General features: G+C 45.1%; 18 protein-coding genes. 13 read left to right on the top strand and 5 right to left on the bottom strand.

Going from position 1 to position 24,067, the window contains the following annotated elements; all coding sequences use genetic code 11:
• Positions 1 to 5 precede the first annotated feature (5 nt).
• The 9 genes from ACPUEK_RS11610 to ACPUEK_RS11650 all read left to right on the top strand — a co-directional run bounded on the left by ACPUEK_RS11610 (position 6) and on the right by ACPUEK_RS11650 (position 10,418).
• On the top strand, positions 6 to 2,324 hold the full coding sequence (locus ACPUEK_RS11610; protein ID WP_067218688.1) for a FimV/HubP family polar landmark protein: 2,319 nt from the start codon (positions 6 to 8) through the stop codon (positions 2,322 to 2,324).
• Positions 2,317 to 3,144 (top strand): tRNA pseudouridine(38-40) synthase TruA, encoded by an 828-nt coding sequence (gene truA / locus ACPUEK_RS11615; protein ID WP_067038277.1) that lies wholly within the window; start codon positions 2,317 to 2,319, stop codon positions 3,142 to 3,144. The genes ACPUEK_RS11610 and truA overlap by 8 nt, the downstream gene beginning before the upstream one ends.
• Positions 3,128 to 3,757, top strand: coding sequence for a phosphoribosylanthranilate isomerase (locus tag ACPUEK_RS11620; protein WP_067218690.1), 630 nt, complete (start codon positions 3,128 to 3,130; stop codon positions 3,755 to 3,757). Before truA ends, ACPUEK_RS11620 begins: the two co-directional genes overlap by 17 nt.
• Positions 3,758 to 4,280: 523 nt before the next feature.
• Positions 4,281 to 5,147: an acetyl-CoA carboxylase, carboxyltransferase subunit beta gene (gene accD, locus ACPUEK_RS11625; RefSeq protein WP_067038275.1), complete on the top strand. Its 867-nt coding sequence runs from the start codon at positions 4,281 to 4,283 to the stop codon at positions 5,145 to 5,147.
• A gap of 4 nt (positions 5,148 to 5,151) precedes the next feature.
• Positions 5,152 to 6,372: a bifunctional tetrahydrofolate synthase/dihydrofolate synthase gene (gene folC, locus ACPUEK_RS11630; protein WP_425640851.1), complete on the top strand. Its 1,221-nt coding sequence runs from the start codon at positions 5,152 to 5,154 to the stop codon at positions 6,370 to 6,372.
• Positions 6,373 to 6,387: 15 nt separating this feature from the next.
• On the top strand, positions 6,388 to 6,972 hold the full coding sequence (locus ACPUEK_RS11635) for an SPOR domain-containing protein (RefSeq protein ID WP_425640852.1): 585 nt from the start codon (positions 6,388 to 6,390) through the stop codon (positions 6,970 to 6,972).
• Positions 6,973 to 7,042: 70 nt separating this feature from the next.
• Positions 7,043 to 7,576, top strand: coding sequence for a CvpA family protein (locus tag ACPUEK_RS11640; protein ID WP_067218696.1), 534 nt, complete (start codon positions 7,043 to 7,045; stop codon positions 7,574 to 7,576).
• A 67-nt stretch (positions 7,577 to 7,643) separates the two neighbouring features.
• The gene (purF, locus tag ACPUEK_RS11645; RefSeq protein WP_067218699.1) at positions 7,644 to 9,152 is read left to right on the top strand and encodes an amidophosphoribosyltransferase; all 1,509 of its coding nucleotides are present in this window, start codon (positions 7,644 to 7,646) and stop codon (positions 9,150 to 9,152) included.
• Between the two features lie 93 nt (positions 9,153 to 9,245).
• Entirely contained in the window at positions 9,246 to 10,418 is a 1,173-nt protein-coding gene (locus ACPUEK_RS11650; RefSeq protein ID WP_425640853.1) for an O-succinylhomoserine sulfhydrylase, read from the top strand.
• A gap of 65 nt (positions 10,419 to 10,483) precedes the next feature.
• On the opposite strand, the gene ACPUEK_RS11655 is transcribed toward ACPUEK_RS11650, so the two are convergent.
• The 5 genes from ACPUEK_RS11655 to ACPUEK_RS11675 form a co-directional block, all read right to left on the bottom strand.
• A complete protein-coding gene (locus ACPUEK_RS11655; protein WP_067218706.1) occupies positions 10,484 to 10,894 on the bottom strand; it encodes a PilZ domain-containing protein in 411 nt (136 codons plus the stop codon).
• Positions 10,895 to 10,932: 38 nt separating this feature from the next.
• The gene (locus tag ACPUEK_RS11660; RefSeq protein WP_067038269.1) at positions 10,933 to 11,712 is read right to left on the bottom strand and encodes an OmpA/MotB family protein; all 780 of its coding nucleotides are present in this window, start codon (positions 11,710 to 11,712) and stop codon (positions 10,933 to 10,935) included.
• 2 nt (positions 11,713 to 11,714) lie between these two features.
• A complete protein-coding gene (locus tag ACPUEK_RS11665; protein ID WP_067038268.1) occupies positions 11,715 to 12,485 on the bottom strand; it encodes a motility protein A in 771 nt (256 codons plus the stop codon).
• 105 nt (positions 12,486 to 12,590) lie between these two features.
• Positions 12,591 to 15,692: an efflux RND transporter permease subunit gene (locus tag ACPUEK_RS11670; RefSeq protein ID WP_425640854.1), complete on the bottom strand. Its 3,102-nt coding sequence runs from the start codon at positions 15,690 to 15,692 to the stop codon at positions 12,591 to 12,593.
• Positions 15,693 to 15,694: 2 nt separating this feature from the next.
• The gene (locus ACPUEK_RS11675) at positions 15,695 to 16,816 is read right to left on the bottom strand and encodes an efflux RND transporter periplasmic adaptor subunit (protein WP_425640855.1); all 1,122 of its coding nucleotides are present in this window, start codon (positions 16,814 to 16,816) and stop codon (positions 15,695 to 15,697) included.
• A gap of 253 nt (positions 16,817 to 17,069) precedes the next feature.
• Here ACPUEK_RS11675 and ACPUEK_RS11680 point away from each other — a divergent pair, with 253 nt between their 5' ends.
• Genes ACPUEK_RS11680 through ACPUEK_RS11695 form a run of 4 tightly spaced genes read left to right on the top strand, consistent with a single transcriptional unit; the run spans position 17,070 to position 24,027 of the window.
• Positions 17,070 to 18,977 (top strand): ATP-binding cassette domain-containing protein, encoded by a 1,908-nt coding sequence (locus ACPUEK_RS11680; protein ID WP_425640856.1) that lies wholly within the window; start codon positions 17,070 to 17,072, stop codon positions 18,975 to 18,977.
• Positions 18,978 to 18,982: 5 nt separating this feature from the next.
• The gene (locus tag ACPUEK_RS11685; RefSeq protein WP_425640857.1) at positions 18,983 to 19,576 is read left to right on the top strand and encodes a DUF2760 domain-containing protein; all 594 of its coding nucleotides are present in this window, start codon (positions 18,983 to 18,985) and stop codon (positions 19,574 to 19,576) included.
• Entirely contained in the window at positions 19,577 to 21,325 is a 1,749-nt protein-coding gene (locus ACPUEK_RS11690) for an Hsp70 family protein (RefSeq protein WP_425640858.1), read from the top strand. It abuts the gene before it with no gap.
• Positions 21,325 to 24,027: an Hsp70 family protein gene (locus ACPUEK_RS11695; protein ID WP_425640859.1), complete on the top strand. Its 2,703-nt coding sequence runs from the start codon at positions 21,325 to 21,327 to the stop codon at positions 24,025 to 24,027. Before ACPUEK_RS11690 ends, ACPUEK_RS11695 begins: the two co-directional genes overlap by 1 nt.
• Positions 24,028 to 24,067 lie beyond the last annotated feature (40 nt).

Below are 24,067 nucleotides of genomic sequence, written 5' to 3' on the forward strand. Positions count from 1 at the left end.
AGCTTATGCTCAGAAAAACGCTGATTAGTTTGGCTGTATCCAGCGCGTTATACATGTCCAATGGATATGCGTTAGAGCTGGGCGAACTAACTTCCCAGTCTCAGGTGGATGAGCCTTTTCGTGGGCGCATACAGTTAACTGACGTTAATGGTCTTACTCCCAGTGACGTTAATGTTCGTCTCGGCTCCGAAAGTGAGTTCCGACAAGCTGGTATTGCGCTGACGAGTACATTATCCCAGCTCGACTTCAATGTGGTTCGGGAGAATGGTCAGTTAGCGGTAGTGATTCAAACGGACGCTCCGTTAACGGTTAATCAGCTCAACTTTGTGTTGGCGGCGCGCTGGCCAAACGGCCAAGTGGTTCGCGAATATCGAACGCCGCTAAACCAACCTGCGCTGGTGGAAAAATCCCAGCCTGAAGTCGTTCAATCTGTTACACCTCAAGCACCCTCTTCAAAAGATCAAGTATTTCGCCGCGAAACGTCTCAAGCTAAAGCGCTTACAGCAAAAGGTGAGCTGAACGTTGAAAAGGGTAACACCCTTTGGTCCATTGCTGGTTCTAATCGTCCTAATAATCAGTTGACGATTTATCAGACAATGATGGCGATCCAGGCGTTAAACCAAGACGCTTTTTATGCAAATAATATTAATCTATTGCGCGAGGGGGCGGTTTTACGCCTACCGACGCAAGAGCAAATAGCCTTATTTAATCGCGCTACTTCAGAGAAAGAGTTTGAGCGTCAACATTCGGCTTGGATGGCTTTAAAGCAAGCTGGGCGCCTTGATGAGATTGTGTCCAAAGAGCAAATGAATACTCAGGCAAAAGCGAACTCTACACCAGCTTCGCCTAAAGCAACTGAAGATAAATTGATGCTTGCCTCTGGTCAAAGTGTTTTGCCGGAAGAAAATGCAAGCTCAAATGAAGCGGATGTTCAGCGCATTAGTGAACTAGAAACCGAGTTGTCTGCTACGAATGAGTTGCTTGATAAGGAAACTCGTGAAAAAGCTGAATTGAACGATAAGCTTGGTGAATTGAATGAGCAGTTAGCGACACTGGAACGTCTAATTTCATTGAAAGACCAGCAAATGGCGGAGTTGCAGCGACAGTTCGCCAGCGCTCAGCAGGCTATGCAAGAGCAAAAAAATACCGTTGATCAACTGCTGGAGGCAGATCAACTGCGTCGTGAGCAAGCGGCGGCTGAAGATGCCTCTTGGATGAATAAAATTTTTGGAAATCCTATCATTATGTCTATTGCAGGTGTGGTCCTGTTGTTGATAGGTCTGTTGATCGGTATGTTAATGAAACGATCCGGTCGAAATAAAGCGGATAAAGAGAAAAAAGACGATACACAAGAGTTTGATTTGGCCCCTGTGGCCGCTGTTGCGCCTGCTGTGGCTGCGGCAGCTGTTGCGCCTGCTGCAACGCCTGATCCGATTGAAGATGCAGAAGAACCAATCGAAGAGGAAGATCCGTTTGCTTTTGATTTTGAAGTAGATGTTCCTGAAGAAGATAGTTTTGATGGTTTTGATGAATCCGTTGCATCGTCAGAAGTGATGCCCGAAACAGAAGACGAAACCGACGCGTTTGATGAATTTGATATCCCCGAGTTAGACGATAGTGCAGAAGTTGATGATTTTGAGGATGCGCTGGGGGCGGAGATGGATGAGCTGGCAGATGAAGATGCTGCCGCTGATGACCCGTTTGCAGAGTTTGAGGTAGAAGAAACCGCTGAGATTGCTCCTGAAGATGACCCATTTGATGAAGTGCTCGAGAGAGACGCGTCAACTGAGGAAGTAGAAGATGATGTGCTTGATGCTGAAGATAATGGCTTTGATTTAGAAGATACTCTTGCTGAGCTTGACTTACCTGCTGAAGACGCTGAGGAAAGCTTAGATGTTCCAGAAGATTTTTCTGAGGAAGAGTCTTTCGTCAATAGTCTTTTGACCGACGATGAGCAGAGCGATGTGGATGAGTCGGCAGTTTTTGATGTGGAGCCTGATACAGCTTTAGCGGACAGTATTGATGAAGTGCTGGCTGAAGCTCAGCAAGAAGACGACTTTGGTGGTCTTGATGTGCCTGAATTTGGCACTGAGCAAGCGGCTGAAGATGCTGCGTCTGAGGATGATGATGACGAAGAAGAGATTGATTTCTTCGACGCTAGCGGTGATGAAGTGGCAACAAAGCTTGATTTAGCGCGAGCTTACATGGATATGGGTGATGAAGAGGGTGCGCGTGTTATACTGGATGATGTGATTAATTCTGGTAATGAAAGCCAGGTTGCCGAAGCCAGTAGTATGATGGAGCGCATGTTCCCAAGTGAGTAAACAAAAAGTAGTCCTTGTCGTAGAATACGATGGGGCAGTGTATAAGGGGTGGCAGGCTCAAAAGTTTGATGTTGCTACCGTTCAGGAATGTCTAGAAGAAGCCCTAAGCAAAATAGCAAATCATCCAGTTACCGTGATTTGTGCGGGTAGAACGGATGCAGGTGTTCATGCAAGTGCGCAGGTTGTGCACTTTGAAACAGAATCCGAGCGACCTATCCGTGCTTGGACGCTAGGAGTTAATACCAACCTCCCTCCCGATATTTCAGTTAAGGCGGCACGTGTTGTTGATTCAGAGTTTCATGCTCGTTTCAGTGCGCAAAGCCGTCGCTATCGCTATGTCATATATCAGTCTGAATTCCGCCCAGCAGTTATAGGTAAAGGTGTCACTTGGACTCATAAAGCCTTAGATGTTGTTGCTATGCAGCGTGCGTGTGAGTACTTCAAAGGTACGCATGATTTTACCTCTTATCGAGCGGTAGGGTGCCAAGCAAACAGTCCAGTGCGTACTATCCTGAATTTCTCAGTCGATCAGTTTGGTCAATACATCGTTTTAGATGTCAGAGCGAATGCGTTTTTGCATCATATGATTCGTAATTTTGCCGGCGTATTAATGACGATTGGTGCAGGTGAGCAGCCGGTTGAATGGGCTAAGCAGGTATTGGACGCAAAAGACCGCTCTAAAGGGGGTGTGACAGCGCCGCCTTATGGTCTTTACTTTGTTGATGCTGAATACCCGAGTCATTTTAATGTCCCTAAACCACCATTAGGTCCTCATTTTTTACCGTTCAAAGAGGAGCCAGAGTATGAATTGCCGCGTTAAAATTTGTGGTATTACGAGTTTAGAGGATGCGCTGCATGCCGTGAATGCGGGCGCTGATGCATTAGGTTTTGTTTTTTATGACAAGAGTCCTAGGTATATTTCGCCTGAAGCAGCTAATGCTATTATTGCGCTTCTGCCTCCCTTTGTAGTGCCAATTGCGTTGTTCGTTAATGCAGATGAATCTCTTGTTAATGCGTTAATATCAGGCAGTAAGCGATGGATTATTCAGTTTCACGGTGATGAATCTCCAGAGAGTTGTGCTAAATACGCTGTACCTTTCTATAAAGCCATTCGCATGAAGCCTGAGGTAGACTTGCAGGTTGAGGTTGAGCGTTACTCTGAGGCATTAGCGATACTTTTGGATGCTTATAAACCGGGCGTTCCAGGCGGCACTGGTGAAACATTTGATTGGCATTTGATTCCTGAAAACTTGGCAAAACCTGTTATTTTGGCAGGCGGTTTGACAGTTGATAATGTTGCAGAAGCGGTTCAAGCCGTTCGTCCCTATGCTGTAGATGTAAGTGGCGGTGTGGAGAAAGAAAAAGGGCTTAAAGATCCAGATAAAGTGGTCCTGTTTATAAAACGAGCAAAAGGTCTTCTTCCTGTGCTTTAAAAAAAGACGGTGTTGTTATTGAGCATTCATTGATGACCGGAAGGTTGCGTTTGATAGCATTTTATTCGTCAATATGACTCCAGAATGGACGATAGATGTAGTAGAATGCGTTTAAATTAACTGCATTGATTTGATTTGCCTTTAATGCCTATGACATCGTTTATTGAGCAACGAGAATTTGCTTACAGGTATAAAGACAGTGTTAAAGTGTCTCCATTAAAGGAATGCTAGGTTTGCATCTTTGAATGCAAGCGGCGCAGATATGAATGTCTAATCTTTGCAAAAAAATATAGGCCTACCGATTGATATTGGCGTTGATGTTCGTAATACGAAAATAGCGTGTGTGTTAAGTCAATGTTTAGACGGTATCATCGTCGGTAGTGTTTGGTAAGCGTTATTGCGAAAGCCAAACGTCGCACACAAAATCAGGATGCTGTTGCCTTGCAGGCTATTTTTCCCCGATGCGTTCGGAACTGGATAAATAAGCAATAGGCATCAGTTTGTTAATATTTTGGAGAGTTAAATGAGCAGTTGGCTAGATAAATTTGTTCCTTCGATCATGCGTAATGAAACGAAGCGTGCACAACAAGGCAGTGTGCCTGAAGGTCTTTGGAAGAAGTGCCCAAAGTGCGACAACGTTTTATATCGTCCAGAGCTTGAAAAGAACTTAGATGTTTGCCCTAAATGTGAACATCACATGCGTGTCAGTGCCCGACGCCGTTTAGATATTTTCTTGGATAAAGAAGGTCGTACAGAAATCGCTGCTCAGCTTGAACCTGAAGATAAATTGAAGTTTAAAGATTCTAAGCGCTACAAAGATCGTTTAGTTGCCGCACAAAAAGCAACAGGTGAAAAGGATGCCTTAGTTGCAATGGAAGGTACTTTGAATGGCATGCCTGTTGTCGCGGTTGCTTTTGAGTTTAACTTCTTAGGTGGCTCTATGGGTGCGATTGTTGGCGAGAAGTTTGTTCAGGCAGCGAATGTTTGTCTTGAGAAAAATATACCGTTGGTTTGTTTCTCTGCCTCGGGTGGTGCTCGTATGCAAGAAGCACTTATTTCTTTGATGCAAATGGCTAAAACAAGTGCGGCACTTGAGCGCATGAAGCAACAAGGTATTCCTTACATTTCTGCAATGACAGACCCTGTTTTTGGAGGTGTATCCGCATCATTGGCTATGCTAGGCGACTTAAATGTTGCTGAACCAAATGCATTAATTGGTTTTGCTGGGCCTCGAGTAATAGAGCAAACTGTTCGCGAAAAATTGCCGGAAGGCTTCCAGCGCTCTGAATTTCTTTTGGATAAAGGCGCCTTGGATATGATCATAAAGCGTGAAGACTTGCGTGATCGTTTGTATAACATCCTATCGATTTTGACTCATAAAGCAGCTTAACTGAATGTCATCAACATCTCTTGAAGGTTGGCTCTCATATATCGAGAGCCAACACCCTTCTGAAATCGAACTTGGCCTTGCCCGAGGCCAGTCCGTTCTAGATAAACTACAACTAGGTCGACCTAAGGCAAAAGTCATCACCGTTGCTGGTACGAATGGTAAAGGCTCAACCTGTACGATGTTGACTCGGTATTTATGTGATGCCGGTTTTAAAGTAGGAACGTACACATCGCCGCATTTTCTGCGATTCAATGAGCGTGTAGCAATTAATGAACAGGAATGTCCTGACGAGCTTTTGTGTGAAGCCTTTTCTGTTATCGAAGCTGCGCGCGGTGATACACCTTTAACTTACTTTGAGTTTTCAACGATCGCTGCTCTTTGGGTGTTTGATCGCCTAGAGCTAGATTATTGGGTGCTCGAGGTTGGACTCGGTGGACGTCTTGACTCGGTGAATATGGTCGATACAGATATCGCGGTTGTTACCTCTATTGCGCTTGATCACATTGATTGGTTAGGTGATTCTATCGACGTTATTGGTCGTGAAAAGACCGGAATTGCGCGTGCGGGCAAACCTGTTATCAGTGGTGTAGTCAATCCACCAACATCTATTGCTGCAGTGGCAGAAGAAACTGGCGCGCCTCTTTTTCAAAAGCACAAAGACTTTACGTTCACTCAATTTGATAATGTATGGAATTGGAGTGGCTTTGGTCGTTCATTTGAAAGCCTACCGCTGCCTAAGTTGCCGCTTGAAAATGCAGCGACTGTCATTGCTGTTTTGCTGCAGCTTGATATTGACGTAGACGTTGAGTCACTTACTCAAATGTTTACAGAAGCAAGCTTGCTAGGACGTTTTCAGCAAGTCGAGTCGAGCCCCGCGCTTTACATCGATGTTGCTCATAATCCCGAGGCTGCGCAGCAACTTAAGCAGCAAGTGGCGCGTTTGAACACGCCTGTTATTGCTGTTTGTGGCATGCTTAAAGATAAAGATATTAGCAGTGTATTAGGAACATTAAAGGACAGTTTTTCAGAGTGGCACTTCTTGGATTTGCCTGGAGTCCGCGGTGCGAAGGCGGCAGAGCTTGCGCCCTATGTAAATCACTCAAACAGTTACCATGATATTTTGTCCGCGTTGACTGTGGCAAAAGACTCAGCGCGTCAGCAAGGGGCAACTTTGATTGTATTTGGTTCTTTTGTCACCGTTTCTGAGTATTTATCGACTCTGTAAACAAAGGGGAAGCTCATGATGCTAGATGCTAAGTCAAAATATCGCTTAATCGGTGCTGGCCTGTTAATGGTATCTGCGGCGGTGTTATTACCGCTTGTGCTTGATGGTGAACGCCCTACGTCTTTGGACGTAGAGATCACTGTGCCAGAGAAGCCTTCATTTCCAGAGGTTGTGATTGCGCCTGTAGAGCCAGTTGATGAATTGACGGATGATACCGAAGAATTCCCTGACCCAAATACTATTCAGTTGATCTCTGAGCCTGAAGAGACTCCCAAGGTGGTGCAGCAGGCAGAACCAATTCCTGAAGTTAAGCAAGTGGCTCCGGTGGAGAAGCCTGCGACGGTGAAGAAGGAAGTGGCGCCTATTGGCGAGCGGTGGACGTTGCAAGTAGCAACCTTTGGTAAAAAAGATAATGCATCACGAACGCTTAAGCGTTTACAGGACGCTGGTTATCCTGCTTATGTCATGACCAGTAATTCTTTATTTAAAGTATTTGTCGGACCCGAATTAAAGCGTGAAGCTTCAGAGAAAATGAAAAGCAAAGTTCTTAAGGAATTTAAGCTCAGCGGAATTGTTGTCAAATATTCTCCAAATTCGTAATAGTTGCTCGTTGGTTGCTTGGATTAACGTGAACTTTTGGTAAACTGCGCAGCATTAGTAAGAGGTAAGCGTGGAACATATACAATCGATCTCAACGCTTGATTGGTTAATCATTGCGGTAGTGGTGTTGTCGTCTCTTCTGAGCTTAAAACGCGGTTTTATTAAAGAAGTCATGTCTTTGGTAACTTGGGTAGTAGCCTTTATCGTTGCGGTAAAGTTCACAACGCCCTTGCAGACCTTGTTAATTGATCAGGTTCAAAACGATCAAATACGCTACATCGTCGCGTTTATTGGATTATTTATCGCAACATTAGTTATTGGTGCATTGGTCAGCCTTATTTTAGGTTCACTAGTGCAAGCCACTGGTTTAAGCAGTACTGATCGTGTGATTGGTATGTTATTTGGTTTTGTTCGAGGTGCGTTGATTGTAGTGGCATTTATCTCTCTTTTGAGTTTAAGTCCTGCCATCGAGAAGTCTGATATGTGGAAATCTTCTCAGCTTGTTCCGCAGCTCGTTGTATTAAAAGATTGGCTACGTGAGATGTTAGGCAGAGGGAGTGAGGTATTTGACTCTTCTCTTATCGATCGTGCTTTGAATAGTTAATCACACGTTTGTGTGAAGTTTTAAATAGACGGCAAAGTCGTTTCCCCAAATCACGAGGTATATATACATGTGTGGTATCGTTGGTGTAGTAGCCACGTCGATGGTTAATCAAGCCATCTTTGACGCTCTTACGGTTCTTCAGCATCGCGGTCAGGACGCTGCGGGAATGGTTACAAGCCATAATGGATTATTATGCTTGCGCAAAGATAACGGTCCAGTAAGTGAAGTGTTTCGCACACGACACATGAAGAAACTTCATGGCAATATTGGTATTGGCCACGCACGTTATCCGACTGCTGGTACGTCGAGTTCAGCTGAAGCCCAACCGTTTTATGTGAACTCTCCATATGGTATTTCTCTTGCTCATAATGGTAACTTGACCAACACCGCTAAACTTAAGCGTGAAGTGTTTGAGTCAGACCTACGTCATGTCAACACAACGTCTGATTCAGAAGTGCTGGTAAATGTCTTGGCTCATGAGTTACATGAAGAAGGAAAGCTGGTTCCAACACCAGAAGATATCTTTAATGCTTTAGAGCGCGTCTATAAGCGTATTGAAGGTGGTTATGCCGTTGTTGCTTTGATCACTGGATACGGTATTCTTGCGTTTCGCGACCCTGATGGTATTCGCCCACTTATTTACGGATCAAAAGAAACTGAAAACGGTACTGAGTATATGGTTGCCTCTGAAAGCGTTGCGCTGGATGCTGCAGGTTTCAAAATTGAACGTGATATTCGCCCAGGCGAAGCGCTTTTCTTTGATATCAAGCATAAAGTACATCAACGTCAGTGCACGGAAGCTAAGGTGCCACGTCCATGTCTGTTTGAGTACGTATATTTTGCTCGTCCAGACACTGTGATCGACAATATTTCGGTTTACAAAGCTCGTATTAATCAAGGTGATCGTCTAGCAGCCAAAATTAAGCGTGAATGGGCGGATCATGATATTGATGTTGTTATTCCAATTCCTGACACTAGCCGTACTGCAGCATTGCAGATTGCCCAAGAGTTAGATATTCCATTCCGTGAGGGCTTGGTCAAGAATCGTTACATTGGCCGTACTTTCATTATGCCAGGGCAGACGATTCGCAAGAAGTCCGTCCGTCAAAAGCTGAATCCAGTACCATTTGAGTTCAAAGACAAAAATGTTTTGCTGGTTGATGATTCAATTGTTCGTGGTACAACCAGCCAAGAAATCATTGAAATGGCTCGTGAAGCGGGTGCTAAAAAAGTGTATTTAGCGTCTGCAGCGCCAGAAGTTCGATACCCGAATGTTTATGGTATTGATATGCCCGCTGCTACAGAATTGATTGCTTATAATCGTAACGTCGATGAAATCTGTGAATTGATTGGTGCAGACCGTTTGATATTCCAAGATTTGGATGATCTGATTGCGGCATGTATTGATGAGAAACACTCTGATGTTCGTGAATTCGATACATCTGTATTTGACGGCCGTTACATTACTGGCAATATTGATGCCGCGTATCTTCAAAATCTTGCAGATGCTCGAAGTGATTCAAGCAAATCATCTGCTGAGAATGCGACAAATAATGATCTAATGCACCCAATGTAATTCATTGGCTTAGTGATCGTTTGTTTTTGCTGATACTAAGCCAGGTATAATACCTGGCTTAGTTGTTTATAAAGAGTCAACTTGGAGTGACCCATGTCTGAATATAAAGATGCGACGCTCGCAATTCGAGCGGGTATTCGTCAAACCCAAGAGCAAGAAAATAGCGAAGCGATTTTTATGACCTCTAGCTTTGCGTATTCTAGTGCGGCGGAAGCGGCAGGAAAGTTTTGCGGTGAACTAGAGGGTAATGTCTATTCACGCTTTACTAATCCAACCGTTGAGATGTTTGAAAAGCGCTTGGCGGCTCTAGAGAAAGGTGAGGCTGCGGTTGCGACTTCATCTGGTATGGCGGCACTAATGACGTTGGGTTACTCGCTACTGAAAGCTGGTGACAAAGTGGTTTGCTCGCGTAATATCTTTGGTTCCACCGTGAAGTTTTTTAATGCTTACATGGCTAAATACAACGTTGAAATTGCCTATGTAGATGCCACAGATTATGAAGCTTGGGAACGTGAGATCAACGAAAATACCCGCCTATGCTACTTCGAAACACCATCTAACCCTCTTTATGAAGTCGTCGATGTTGCTAAAGTATCTGAGCTTGCTCACGAAAAAGGCGCTCTGCTTTGTGTTGATACCGTATTGGCGACTCCAGCGTTACAAAACCCACTGACTCAGGGCGCTGATATCGTTATGCAATCGGCGACGAAGTTTATTGATGGACAGGGTCGTTGCTTAGGTGGAGCACTGATAGCGTCAAAAGAAATTGTTGCTCAGTTTGTTGCTTTCATGCGCAGTGCAGGGCCGACGATGAGCCCGTTTAATGCTTGGGTATTGCTGAATGGCTTGGAGACATTGAGTTTACGCATGAAGGCGCATTCAGGTAATGCGATGGCGTTAGCTGAGCACCTAGAGAAGCATCCTAAAGTAACTAAAGTGAACTATGGTGGTTTACCCTCTCACAAATACCATGAGCTGGCCAAATTGCAGCAAAAAGACTTTGGTGGCGTTATGTCATTTGAGTTGGAAGGTGGGCGAGAAGCTGCCTGGACCTTTATCGATAATGTTAAGTTGATGTCAATTACCGGTAACTTAGGTGATACTAAAACGCTTGTAACGCATCCAGCGACCACAACACATGGTCGTTTGACGGATGACGAAAAAGACAAAGCAGGTATCAAAGAGGGGCTAATTCGTCTTTCGGTTGGTCTTGAAGATATAGACGATATTATTGCTGATGTTGAACAAGCTTTGGCACAAGTATAAAGCAAAGGTTTTAGCGAATAAAAAAGAGCAGCTCAGTCTGCTCTTTTTTGTGATCAAGTTGTTTGTTATTCGTCTTCTTGATCTAAAATAATTTTTTCTTGTTCTTCTCGCCTTGTAGATGCTGCTGTACGTAGTACTGATTTTTGAGTTTCAAGCACTAACTCGTCGATAAATTCGGAGACTTGCTCTTCTATGGCAGTAAACATCCAGCCAGAACGACCAGGCTTCTTATAAATAAGTTTTGCCTTAACCTGGCCGATGACACGATCATTTTCGTCCATAATAAACGCGATTTGCTCTCCGGCTTCAATGGCTAAATCTAGATCACTTGCTAGGGCGACACCATCCACGCTGATGTCAACGCAGTCAAGCTTATATATACCACCATCAAATGTTAGTGTATGTCCTTTTGGAATGACCCTAACAGCATTGCGACGTTCGCTGGATTGATATTCAAAGTTTTGATCGCCACTCATCTAGGCGCTCTCATTAAACCGATGTAGTTTTGCATATTCTAATTATCACCATTTATGGGTTTGTCTTTATCACGTTGTAAGACAAACTCGACACGACGATTCAGTGCTCGATGTTCTTCGGTATCATTGCGAACTAATGGAATGCTGTCAGCATAACCAGTGGCTGTCATTCTTTCTGGCGGAATACCGTTCTCCAAAAAGTATCGTAAGGTTGTGGTGGCTCGAATCGCAGATAATTCCCAGTTACTCGGGAACCGAGCTGTACGAATAGGGATATTATCAGTATGCCCTTTGATATTGATGTTGTAATCAGGGTACCGATTAAAAATACCAAGCAGTGTTTCGTAGATAGGTTCAGCACTGTAAAGAATGTCTGATTCACCTGATTCAAATAAAGAGTGTCCATCGATGCGGATGGTGATTTTTTCACCATCTTCGAATACGGCGACTTGGTTTTCTAGGTTGTTCGCGACAAATTTACTCATAACGTCATTGGCAATTTCGTTTACCTCTTCACGAACTTCCTCATCAATAGGGTCCTTTGCGTAAGTGAGTTGTTCATTGGTCGCCATTTGAGGTTCAGCCGGTTTGATGGTTTCAGTGCCACCACCAGAATACTTAAGCGGTTCTTGGCGAACGAGAGCGCCATTACTATTCAGAGCGATCTGAATAGACGAAAGTGCGGCCACTAGGGTGGTTTCTGTCATTCTTGATAAACTGTAAAGCAAGATGAAAAACACCAGTAGCAATGACATTAAATCTGCAAAGGTAAATATCCAGCCAGCGGTTTCATCATCTTCAAATAAAGGGTCAGACATGGCTAATCTCCGCCCATTCCTGCAGGTTTGCGCTGGTGCGCTGGAATGTAAGAAGAAAGTCGTTCGTATACGGCAAGGTAATTGTTACTGCCTAATAAGCTGACCGTACCATCACGAATAATCTCTAGCGTTTGAATTTCTAGAATGGTCCGGGCCTTAAGTTTACCGGCAATAGGGTTAAAAATTACCGTTGCTAAAAGCGAACCATAAAATGTAGTAAGTAGTGCAACAGCCATAGAGGGGCCGATACTTTCAGGGTTGTCCAGTTGAGAAAGCATTTGAATCAAGCCGATCAATGTACCGAGCATACCGAAGGCGGGCGCGTAGGTGCCCATTTTTTTAAAAACATCTTGGACAACGTAATGACGCATTTTAAGTGAATCAATGTCTGCTTGAAGGGTGTTGCGAATGTAGTCTTCGTCTGAGGCATCGGACGCCATGGCAAGAGCACGTTTTAAAAAGGGTGAATCAGCATCGACACGACTTAAGGCAATCAAGCCTTCGCGGCGTGCTACCTTTGTCAACTGCAGCATGGTTTGAATCATCGCTTGAGGGTCTTGCTTATCTTGAGCAAAGACAATGAACATTGCTCTTAGGGCTGCCATTGTGTCTTTAAATTGGAAGGTAAGCAGTGTGGCCGCTATGGTGCCTCCAATAACAATCATGATGCCTGGTACGTTGATGAATATTGTGAAATCGCTACTGCCAAGGAAAATGGCGGACACGATTAAAGCAATACCAGATATTATTCCTATAAATGATGCAAAATCCATCGATGTAACTGCCTAATTTTTACGAAAGAATAATCCCATTATGTATAGGGCATAAACACACCACAAGTGTAAAATGTAAGTTTTTTGTACATATTGTTTACATAATCAAGACTTATTGAGTTTTCGTGCACCAAGTACCAGCAAACATGGCGTTAATAAAAGTGTTAGCGGCGTAGCGAAAGCAAGCCCACCAGCAATGGCTGTTGAAAGTTGTGTCCACCATTGTGAAGAGGGTGCGCCGATACTCAGCTCTTGATGAATGAAATCAATGTTTAGTTGAAAAACCATCGGCAGCAGACCGAGTACAGTCGTGATGGTGGTTAACAATACTGGCCTTAAGCGTTGTACACCGGTACGAATAGCGGCCTCTTTGGCGGATAGCCCTAACGCTTTTAGGCCATTAAACGTATCTATTAAAACGATATTATTGTTCACAACGACCCCAGCCAATGCAATGGTGCCCACGCCACTCATTACAATACCAAATGGCTCACTCTTGATTAATAGCCCTAGAAAAACACCCATGGTTGAAAATACTACGGCACTTAAAATCAACAAACACTGAAAGAAATTATTAAACTGGGTGACAAGAATGATGGCCATTATGAAAAATGCTACCCCAAAGGCCTTAGTTAAGAATACGCCTGCTTTTTCTTGCTCTTCTGTATTGCCTCGAAATTCGTAAGTAAGGTCTTCTGGCAAATTGGCCTGTTCAAGTTTACGTTTAAAGCCTTGGATAACTTGATCAACAACCAGTCCATCTTTAACGTCGGCAGATATTTTGATGGCGCGTTTACCATCCACTCGATGAATGTAGCCTTGTTTAGGCGCCGCAACACGTTTGACAAAATTACTGATCGGAACGATCCCAAGCGCAGTTGTAATGTGCAGTTGATCAAGTTGATCTAGCGTTCGCTCATTTTTTGGGAATCGAAGTACGATATCGATTTTGTCCTGCGCGCCATCTGGAAGGAAATCTCCAAGAGTGATGCCAGTGGTTACCAGCTTAACCACATTGCCAAGCATATCAACACTGACATTGTATTTACTGGCTTCCGCTCGGTCGATTTCTAAACGCCACTCTATTCCAGGAAGAGAACGGTCATCGCTAACCGAAATGATTTCAGGCTGATTCTGTAGTTCCGATACGATTTGATCAGCAGAATCATTAAGGACAGAGCTAAAATTAGAAGATAGCTGCAGCTCAATATCTGAACCGGACTGTGGGCCGCCTTGCTCAACTACTGTGGTGACTTTAATACCTGCTATAGACTGAGCCTGTTGACGTACATCTTCTAAAATCTCGCTGGCAGGGCGGCGTTCGTGCCAGTCAATGAATTCCATTGTAATGGTGCCAATGGCATCGGCTGAACCATTATCTGGTGGTGTGCTGTAGGTGGTACTGACGACGCTTTTTAATTCTTTAAATGGAAGTACTTTAAGTTCCACTTGGCGAACTAAGGCATCTTTTTCAGCTAACGCTAAATCACCTCTGGCACGTACCTCCAAGTTGGCAACTTCGGGTTCAACGTTGGGAAAGAATTCAACGCCCTTGCCGAAGCTTATATATAGAAAGACGGCCGCGATGAGCATAATAATCGCGGTCAAAAGTACTAAAATGGGGTGCTCTACTAAACGTGTTAGCAAGCGGCCGTACATGCCTGCGAGGCCAGTCAACTTTTTTAAGTCGCTTCTTTCATGAATCTCGGGAGCGGCCATAAGCGATTGATTGTTAGGATTGCTCCTACCAATAATTGCGCCCAAGGTAGGAAGGAGAATAAGCGCCATCAAAAGTGAAGCCGCTAATGTAGCAATCACAGTGATAGGTAGGTAACGCATAAACTCGCCGACAATGTCGGGCCAAAACATTAGTGGCATAAAGACCGCGATGGTTGTAGCTGTGGACGCGATAATAGGCCATGCCATGCGCTTGGCGGCTTCACCATACGCTTGTTGCTTAGTGCGGCCTTCCGCTAACTTTCTATCAGCATACTCTATGACGACAATGGCACCGTCTACCAGCATGCCGACGCTGAGGATAAGCGCAAACAGAACCACCATGTTAATAGTGAAGCCCTGTATGTTGAGTAACAGAATTCCTGTTAAGAATGCGCCGGGGATAGCGAGGCCAACAAGAATAGCGGAGCGCAGCCCAAGTGCCCAAACGATGACAATCATCACTAATAAAGTCGCGGCTAAAACGTTATTAAACAGATCGTTCAGCGAGGTTTCGATTTCTTCAGACTGGTCTTGAGTGATGCTGTATTGTAACTCGCTAGGCCAGTTAGATTGGCTCTGCTTCACAACGTGTTTAACCGCATCAATGGTATCGATAATGTTGGCGCCTACACGTTTCGATACCGCGAGTGTAATGCTGGGTTGACCATTTGCTCGTGCATAGCTGTGGGCGTCTTCAAAGGTCAACTCACCAACGGCGATGTCTTTCAATTGTACAATTTGTTGCTCAGAAACTTTAACCGGCAGATTCATGATATCTTGCTCGGTTTTCAGTAGTCCTGGGACTTTGATAGGAAATCGTCCTGCACCTGTGTCCAAATTACCGGCTGCCACCAAACGGTTGTTCGAAGAAAGTAAGGTTGCCACTTCGCTTAAAGACAATCCATAACTATCGATCTTTTCCTGATCAATAATGATTTCCGCTTGTTGGTCACGATCGCCACTTATTTTCGCCTCTAATACACCTTCAACGGATTCAATGTCGTCCTGAAGACGGTTAGCGATACGGCTTAAGGTGGCAAACTCTAGGTTGCCATATAGGTTGATCCGAATAACCGGGAAAGTCGATAAATTGATCTCTGTAACGGTAGGTTCCTCTGCATCGGTAGGGAGTTCGCTTTTGGCTCGATCTACTTTGTCTTTGGTGTCTATAATGGCCTGATCGATGTCGACACCGGAGAGAAATTCTAAAATAAGCGATGCGTGGCCTTCAGAAGCCGTTGATCGAATCTCTTTTAAGCCTTCTACGCCGCGCAGTTCTTGTTCAAGAGGATGAACTAAAAGGCTATCGGAGTCTTCTGGTGAGATACCTTCTAGAGAAACAGAGACATAGGCCATAGGTATGGTGATGTCAGGTGTGCTTTCTTTTGGAATCTCAATGTAAGAAACGGTCCCCGATATAATAATCAGAGCGAACAATAATAAGACTGTTCGTGAACGAGAAAGGGCGGCATTAATGATGGCATTCATGACTACTTATTACCCTCTACAGGTTGTGTTGCGACTGTATCACCTGCGCTGACAAACCCTTGTCCAGTCGTAATAAGCGTCACGGTGTTAGGCAGGCCTTTTACATAAACATGATCCCGATCGGAGCGAACCACAATCACCTCATGAGATTCAACAAGGTTGTTTTCTGAAACCGTTTTAACGGACATTTGGCCGTCTTTGTTTATGCTCAGTAAGGCAGGGGAAAGTTTATGGGCTAAGGTTTCGGACAATGGTATGAGTAGGGTCGCGCTAAGACCTGCTGAGATACGGCCATCAGAATTAGGGATTTCAACTTCTATGGGGATAGTTCGTGTGCGTGTATCGGCCAGTTTGCTGATAAAGCTAATGTTGCCTAGCACACGTTGATCACTATTAATTTCAATGGTCACGGCACGATCTAGCCCGATATCTGTTAAATGGATTTGCGGTACGTTCGCGGTGACCTTTAAGGGTGATAAATCGATGATGTCTGCCACGTGCTCGCCTGCATTTAACCATTGATCTGTTTGAATCGACATTTCATTAATAGAGCCGGAGAATGGCGCTGTAATGTGACGATTCTCAAGATCCACCTGAAGTGCGGTTAAATTCGCTTTTGCGTCCGCTAGCTTTGCTTCAGCAGAAGCAGCGCTGACGTCTGAAGAGAGCTTTTGTGAGGTCAGGCGTCGTATACCTTCAAGCTCTAATGTATTTTGTTTGATCAATGCCTTAGCATATTGAATTTTAGAACGAAGAGCTCGGTCATCTATGGTCACTAGGGTAGTGCCTGATTGAATAATGTCGCCTTGTCTGGCATTTACTGAGGTAACGCGACCGGCGCTTTGTGCGGTAATTGAGAGAGTTTGATTTGCTTCTGTTTGACCACTCAATTGCAATGTGTCCTGTACCATTTGAGCATGGCTTATTTTTGTCTGTACTTTAAATAAGGTTGAAGTAACAGACTTTTTAGACTCATTGATCGGGCTCTTTTCAACTTTTTGAGGTTCTTTATCTTGGCTTGATTGAGCATGTGTGATGCCATGACCCCCTGCAAACATCCATATAATAGCTATTGCAGCAATACCTAACGCTAAAATAGGCCCCTGTTTTAGTTTGCTCGTCATGCTGAACTCCATCAAATAAGCTATGGCTATTATTATTGTGCAAATTATAAGCGGCTTATATGGGATTCTGACAGACTTTTATGACTAAAAAATATAGATGGCGTCAAAGGAACCTATATTGCGGTTTAAATTAGTCATCTTGATTTTAGGAAATTGATTAAAAATCAACGTAAAAACGCGGCTTTTGTTAAAACTCCAAGGCGAACAGTGATAACATGATGCCACTAAATTGACCCTGTATTTACGGAATTCTATGAGTTTATTAACACTCGACCAAGTAAGTGTGGCTTTTGGCCACAATCCGTTACTGAATAAAGTCAGCTTTTCGGCGGAAGCTGGAGAGCGCGTGGCCATTATTGGTCGCAATGGCGCTGGTAAATCCACATTTTTAAAAATCATTGCCGGTGAAGTGATCCCGGATGAAGGTGTGATTCGCGTTGAAGGCGGCATGCGTGTCGCTCAGCTTCCTCAAGAATTGCCTGCGGCAAACAATAAAACGGTTCGTGAAATTGTCAGCGAAGGCGGTGGCGATTTGCATGCTCTAATGCAACGTTACAACGAACTGCTGGAGAATTACGATGATGCGCACCATGACGAAATGGCGCACATTCAAAACGAACTGGATAAACGTCAAGGTTGGGATCTTGATCAACGTGTAAACCACATGATCCAGCGCTTAGCGTTACCCGCTGACAAATTGATGTCTGAGTTGTCGGGTGGCTGGCGTCGCCGAGTTATCCTTGCTCAAGCATTGCTCTCTAATCCGGATGTATTGCTGCTGGATGAGCCAACTAACCATTTGGATGTGCCAACTATCGAGTGGATGGAAGGACAACTGAAGCAGTTTCGGGGTTTGATCTTATTTATTACCCATGACCGTCGCTTCCTAGAGAATTTGGCTAACCGCATCATCGAATTAGACCGCGGTAATATGTTGTCATTTTCTGGCACGCTTTCCGGCTTTTTGGATTTCAAAGAAAAGCTATTGGAAGAAGAAGAGCGTGCGAATGCGTTATTTGATAAGCGATTAGCGGAAGAAGAAACATGGATTCGCCAAGGGATCAAAGCACGTCGTACCCGTAATGAAGGGCGCGTACGAGCTTTGAAAGCTTTACGCGAAGAGCGTAAAGAGCGTATCAATCGCCAAGGTGCGGCTAAAATGGCGCTGGAAAGCAAAGACAAATCCGGTAAATTGGTGGCCGAGTTTACTCAGGTAGCGCACTCTTTTGCTGATAAAGTTATTTTGCGTCCGATGGATCTGATCGTGAACCGTGGCGACCGTATTGGTCTGATTGGCCCTAATGGTTGCGGTAAAAGTACCTTCTTAAAAATCTTATTAGGTCAGCTATCGCCGGATTCCGGTTCGGTGCGTCAAGGCACTAAGCTTGATATTGCGTACTTTGATCAACTTCGTGATCAATTAGACCCAGAGAAAACAGTTGCGGACAATGTCGGTGAAGGCAAAGACACGATTGAAATCAATGGTCAAAATCGACACATCATTGGTTACCTTCAAGATTTCTTATTCCCACCTGAGCGCGCTCGAACACCTGTTAAGGCCTTGTCTGGTGGAGAACGAAATCGTGTCTTATTAGCCAAGCTGTTTACACGTCCTGCGAACTTGTTGGTAATGGATGAGCCGACCAACGATTTGGATGTTGAAACGCTTGAGCTTTTAGAAGAATTGCTCATGAGCTACGACGGCACATTGCTGTTAGTGAGCCATGATCGTGCCTTTTTGGATAACGTTGTTACCAGTACGATCGCCTTCGAAGGGGATGGTGTGGTGCAAGAATACGTCGGTGGCTACGAAGATTGGATTCGTCAAGGAGGCAAGTTCCCTGATGAGTCCAGTGCTGAAGTAGAGAAACCGGTGAAAGTTGAGAAGAAAGTTGAAACTCCTAAAAAAGCGCCTGAGCCAGCTAAACCAAAGAATAAGCTTAGTTATAAATTACAGCGTGAATTAGACGGAATGCCTGAACAGATTGCGCAATTAGAGCAGCAGCTTGAAACGTTGACTGACACAACTGCGTCTGCAGATTTTTATGCTGGCGACCCTGAAAAGGTTCAAGCGACGCTTGCTAAGCTGACCGAAACAGAACAAGCACTCGAAAATGCGATGGAGCGCTGGGTCGAGTTAGAAGAAATGCAAAACGGATAAACAAAATGGCAGATGAAATTAAATCAATAGGCTTTGTAACGCGCTTTTTTGGCGCGTTCGGCCAATTTTTTAAGTACATGGGTAATGGTCAATACGCTGCACGATGCTCAGCCGTAAGTGATGGTCATAAGTTTGCTTCAGAAGTTGAACCACAGGTGGTGACTAAAACAGTTGAAGTCATCAAAGAAGTAGAAGTGCAGGCGCCTAAACTTGATAGCGTAAATGAAGACGGTGCGTTGCAACTCCTACAGTTGTTGCAACAAGAAGCGCGTTTCATCGATTTTGTGAAAGAAAGTGTGGATGGCTACAGCGATGAAGACGTCGGTGCGGCTGCACGTCAAATTCATGCCGGTTGCGCAAAAGTGGTTAGTCAATATTTCACTGTCGATGTTGTTAATGGTTCGCCAGAAAACAGTCGAGTGGAAGTGGCTGCGGACTATGATCCAAAGTCGATCAAGCTAGAAGGACGAGTGCAAGGTGATGGCCCTTACGCAGGAACATTGATTCACCCGGGCTGGCAAGTCACTGCAACCAATTTACCCAAAGTTACCAATACCGAGAGCCTACACATTTTGGCGCCTGCGGAAGTGGAGGTTTAAGTGTCACAATATTTTATTGGTATCGATTTAGGAACAACACACTCTGCGATTTTCTATGCTGAACAGGGTGATGATACAACGTTAAAGCAACTTAATATTCCTCAGCTCACGGCGGCTGGTCGTGTTGAAGAGTTGGCTCTGTTGCCATCTTTTGCTTATTTTCCACATGCAACAGAATTTTTAGAGAGTGATCGACAGTTACCATGGGGCAATGTCGATGTGGTGATCGGAGCACTAGCTCGTGAATTGGGTGCTAAGTCTCAGGGACGTATGGCGCAAAGTGCGAAAAGCTGGTTGTGCCACACGCGCGTGAACGCGGATGAGCACGTTTTACCGGTGGATGCACTCGAAGAAGTTGACAAAGTCTCTCCAGCGCAAGTTACTCAATGGTATATAGAACACCTTGTAAATGCTTGGAATCACGCATTCCCGAATGCGTCGATGGCAGATCAAGATGTGGTTATTACCGTGCCTGCATCGTTTGATCCTGCGGCTCGAACTATTACGGAAAATGCCGCTCAAAATGCAGGCTTGCGTGCGCGTTTAATCGAAGAGCCTTTGGCCGCGTTTTATGCCTGGTTAGCGGATCAGCCAAAATGGACTGACTCGTTAAACGTTGATGATCACATTTTAGTTGTGGACGTAGGTGGGGGCACAACCGACTTATCTTTGATTCAAGCGGTTGACCAAGACGGCAGTTTAGGTCTTGAGCGTGTTGCCGTGGGTCGCCACATCCTGTTGGGTGGTGACAACATGGACATGACGCTAACTTACCACTTGGCAGGGCAATTAGCGCAGCAAGGCACTCAATTAGAACCGTGGCAGATCTCTGGTTTGACGCAAGCCTGTCGTGAAGCCAAGGAACGCTTGCTCGGTAATCAAGAGATTGCTGAAGCCTCCGTTGTTGTTCCGAGTCGTGGCCGCAGTTTGTTTAATAACAGTATCAAAGCGACCCTGACGCAAGCGGACGTACAGCAGCAATTGCTTGAGGGCTTTTTTCCTGCGGTCACTTTAGGTGAGCGCGCTCAACCTGGTCAGCGCTCAGGTTTCGCAGCGATTAACCTAGATTACGAAGCCGATCCTGCAATTACGCGTCATATTTCAGAGTTTTTAGCAACGGTTGAAGTGGTTCCTAATAAGATACTGCTGAACGGTGGTGTGTTTAATGCTAAACCTATTCGCGATTTGCTGGAGCAGCGTTTACAGGAAATGTTAGGTGAGCATACTGAGCTGACTATGCTCACGCCTGCACACCTTGACTATGCTGTGGCCAAAGGTGCTGCTTTCTATGAGAAAGTGCAACAAGAAGGCGGCGTTAAAGTTAAAAGTGGTTTAGCGGCCAATTATTACATTGGCGTTGCTAGCCCAATGCCTGCTATTCCAGGCATGGCACCTCCTGTTGACGCATTATGTATTGCACCTTTTGGTCTTGAAGAAGGCTCTGATGAGCAAATGCTGCCTAATGAGTTCTCATTAGTCGTGGGTGAGTCGGTGATCTTTCGCTTCTTCCAATCGCAAAATGCAGAAGTCGATACATTAGGCAAAGTGACGCCTTCGTTCTCTGTGCCTGCGTTGCGTGAATTGAGTCCGTTATCGATTGCGTTGGATGCGGGTCATTACCAAGAAGGTGATATGGTGCGTGTCTGTTTATCTTCTCGTGTGACAGAGCTTGGGCTGTTATTACTGCAAGCTCATGATGTGAAATCAGATTTGGTATGGACCATCGAATTCCAAGTTAGGGAGTCTTAATGTCAAACGCTCGATATCGTATTGGTATTGATTTGGGAACCACGAACTGTGTGGTTTCCTACCTTGCGGCGGGCGAGACAGAGCCCAAACTTTTGGACATACCGCAATTTATGGCGGATGGTACAGTTCGTCCTTCTACGCGGCTTCCTAGCGCTATTTACTTACTCGCCAAAGACGAAGTGGGCAAGATCGAGCCTGTTTTGCCTTGGCGGGGCCAAGCCACTGATTTGATTGTGGGTCATGGCGCTTTAGAGCTTGGTCAACGACGCTCTGGACAGTTGATTCAGAGTGCTAAAAGTTGGTTGAGTCACCGACAAGTGGATCGCCGTCAAGCGATTTTGCCATGGGGGACAGAATCTGCTCGTCAGATTAGTCCTTTGCAAGCAAGCACTTTGTTGCTGGAGCATATCCGTAAAGCGTGGAATCACGCTTTTCCGAAAAGTTTATTAGAGCATCAAGATGTTGCATTGACCTTGCCAGCGTCATTCGATGAGGACGCTCGTGCATTAACGTTAGAAGCTGCTAGAAATGCCAATTACGGTGATTTATATCTGTTAGAAGAGCCGCAAGCAGCGTGTTATCACTTTATTCGCAATCAGGACAACTTAGATGTCTTGGCGCGAGGAAAGATGCTGCTTGTCGTTGATATCGGTGGAGGGACGACGGATTTTAGTTTGGTACGTATCGGTCAAACGAGTCGTGGGAAAACCACGCTTAAGCGTGTTGCGGTAGGCAATCATTTGCTGTTAGGAGGGGATAACTTAGATCAAGCGTTGGCTTATCAACTCGATCCTCGTCAAATTTCAGCATTGTCAGCGTCTCGTTTAGCGGCATTGGTGCAACAAACCCGTAAAGCCAAAGAGTCTCTGCTCAGCGAGGATGCGCCTGAATCGGTCACTTTAACGGTATTGGGTGGCGGTAGTCGACTGATTGGTGGTTCTCAGAAATTCATGGTTGAGCGCGCTCAGCTAGTGGAGCAAGTGGAATCAGGTTTCTTGCCGATGGAGACCATCACTGCAGAGGTTCTAAAAAGTGACTATGCCGTACATACATTAGGTTTGCCTTATGAGAATGATGCCGCTTTTACACGACACTTAGCGGCTTTTTTGCGTGCCCATGAAAATGAGATTCGCAACGCGACAGGTTCTTCAATGCCTGACGTGGTGTTGTTTAATGGCGGTTTGTTTAACAGCCCGTTGTTAAAGCAGCGCGTATTGAGACAATTGAACAATTGGTCAGAGCAGCCGCTAGTGATATGCGATGCTTCTGAGCCGAATGATGCGGTCGCAAAAGGTGCGGCTCAGTATTTGCGAGCACTGGCTGGTGAATCAGAGCGCATTGAAAGTGGGGTGCCGCACAGTTTGTTGCTAAAGCTTGCGGATGGGCAATTTTTAGGTTTGCTCCCAAAAGGCACATCGAAAGAAGAGTTGATAGAGCTTGATCAAACATTTAGCGTAAAGATGGGGGAACAGGTTCAGTTTCCGCTTTATCGCTGTGATGACCACCTAAGTTGTGACGTAGGTGAGCTAAAATCGGATGAAGCAGGTTTGCACTTTGTTTCTAATTTGGTGACTGAGCTTGACGGTTCGAGTGATTCGTTGTCAGTCGAAGTAAATCTTGCCGCGACCATGACTGAAGTCGGTGTGCTTGAGGTATCGTTGCGCTCGGCAAAGTTGAACGATCAATGGACGTTGCATTTTGGCGTTGCTAAGGCCGCACAAGAGCAATCTGAAAATAATCAAGAAGGTCAACTGCACCAGAGCATGGGGCAAGCGGAAGAGCACTTAGTGAAGTGTTTTTCTGCCGCTGGCCAAAAAGAGTATCCAGACTTGGTTAAAGCGCTTAAACAAGACCTTGATCGCTTGTTAGGTGACCGTGATGAGTGGAGCTTAGCGACTTCTCGCCGCTTGGTGGATAAATTGTTGGCGGTTAAAGGTGGTCGTACAAAGTCGCCTCAGCATGAGCGCCAGTGGTTGCAACTTATCGGGTTTTGTTTGCGTCCAGGTTATGGCGCAATGGGGGACGAGGCACGTGTTGAACAGACATTTAATGCGACTAAACAAGGCCCTAAGCATGATCAAGCTCCTGTTTGGGGGCAGCACTGGACGCTTTATCGACGTATTGCGGGCGGATTGTCTGTTGCAACCCAAGAGAGCCTTTATAAACAGTTTGCGCAATACTATTCGCCCTCAGGTCAGCGATCACGAGATAAGCAAAAAGCGTTAGCAACAAAATCAAGTGATGACATGATTCGGATGGTTGGCGCCCTAGAGAAATTACCGACCGAGCGTAAGCTTGAAAGTATTGATTGGCTGTCTAAGCGTCTTAAAAAGTCATCGGAGCCAGATACGGCTTGGTGGTCGGTAGGTCGTTTGGCTTCACGACGTCTGTTGATCCATGATGAGCAGAATCGACTTGATGAAAAAGTGGCAATCAAGCTTACCCAAGAAGCATTAAAAGAAGACTGGAAAAAGCGTAAGCAAGCTGGATTGGCGGCTGTGCTGATGGTTCAGCTGACGGCAGATGAAGCGTCGTCGCAAGAGCTGAGCGCTTTGCGTAAAAAAGTGTCTGACAAACTTAGAAAGGATAAATGCCCAGCTCAATGGCTACAGCGGCTAGAGGCGTCTTCCTCTGAGTTTAGTGATTTCGAGCTGTCTAAGTTGGTTGGCGAAACCCTACCTATTGGACTATCTTTAGGGTAGTCTGCTGTTCAGCAGAGCTTTTCACCTAGTGTGATGGTTA

Origin of the sequence: Marinomonas gallaica (assembly GCF_049821165.1) — a bacterium.
In the GTDB taxonomy this organism is placed as follows: domain Bacteria; phylum Pseudomonadota; class Gammaproteobacteria; order Pseudomonadales; family Marinomonadaceae; genus Marinomonas; species Marinomonas gallaica.

Coding starts and splice junctions, on each gene's coding strand:
- ACPUEK_RS11610 (WP_067218688.1), top strand. CDS start 6: ATGCTCAGAAAAACGCTGATTAGTTTGGCTGTATCCAGCGCGTTATAC.
- ACPUEK_RS11670 (WP_425640854.1), bottom strand. CDS start 15,692: ATGAATGCCATCATTAATGCCGCCCTTTCTCGTTCACGAACAGTCTTA.
- purF (WP_067218699.1), top strand. CDS start 7,644: ATGTGTGGTATCGTTGGTGTAGTAGCCACGTCGATGGTTAATCAAGCC.
- ACPUEK_RS11680 (WP_425640856.1), top strand. CDS start 17,070: ATGAGTTTATTAACACTCGACCAAGTAAGTGTGGCTTTTGGCCACAAT.
- ACPUEK_RS11655 (WP_067218706.1), bottom strand. CDS start 10,894: ATGAGTGGCGATCAAAACTTTGAATATCAATCCAGCGAACGTCGCAAT.
- ACPUEK_RS11695 (WP_425640859.1), top strand. CDS start 21,325: ATGTCAAACGCTCGATATCGTATTGGTATTGATTTGGGAACCACGAAC.
- ACPUEK_RS11665 (WP_067038268.1), bottom strand. CDS start 12,485: ATGGATTTTGCATCATTTATAGGAATAATATCTGGTATTGCTTTAATC.
- ACPUEK_RS11620 (WP_067218690.1), top strand. CDS start 3,128: ATGAATTGCCGCGTTAAAATTTGTGGTATTACGAGTTTAGAGGATGCG.
- ACPUEK_RS11635 (WP_425640852.1), top strand. CDS start 6,388: ATGATGCTAGATGCTAAGTCAAAATATCGCTTAATCGGTGCTGGCCTG.
- ACPUEK_RS11675 (WP_425640855.1), bottom strand. CDS start 16,816: ATGACGAGCAAACTAAAACAGGGGCCTATTTTAGCGTTAGGTATTGCT.
- accD (WP_067038275.1), top strand. CDS start 4,281: ATGAGCAGTTGGCTAGATAAATTTGTTCCTTCGATCATGCGTAATGAA.
- folC (WP_425640851.1), top strand. CDS start 5,152: ATGTCATCAACATCTCTTGAAGGTTGGCTCTCATATATCGAGAGCCAA.
- ACPUEK_RS11650 (WP_425640853.1), top strand. CDS start 9,246: ATGTCTGAATATAAAGATGCGACGCTCGCAATTCGAGCGGGTATTCGT.
- ACPUEK_RS11660 (WP_067038269.1), bottom strand. CDS start 11,712: ATGTCTGACCCTTTATTTGAAGATGATGAAACCGCTGGCTGGATATTT.
- ACPUEK_RS11685 (WP_425640857.1), top strand. CDS start 18,983: ATGGCAGATGAAATTAAATCAATAGGCTTTGTAACGCGCTTTTTTGGC.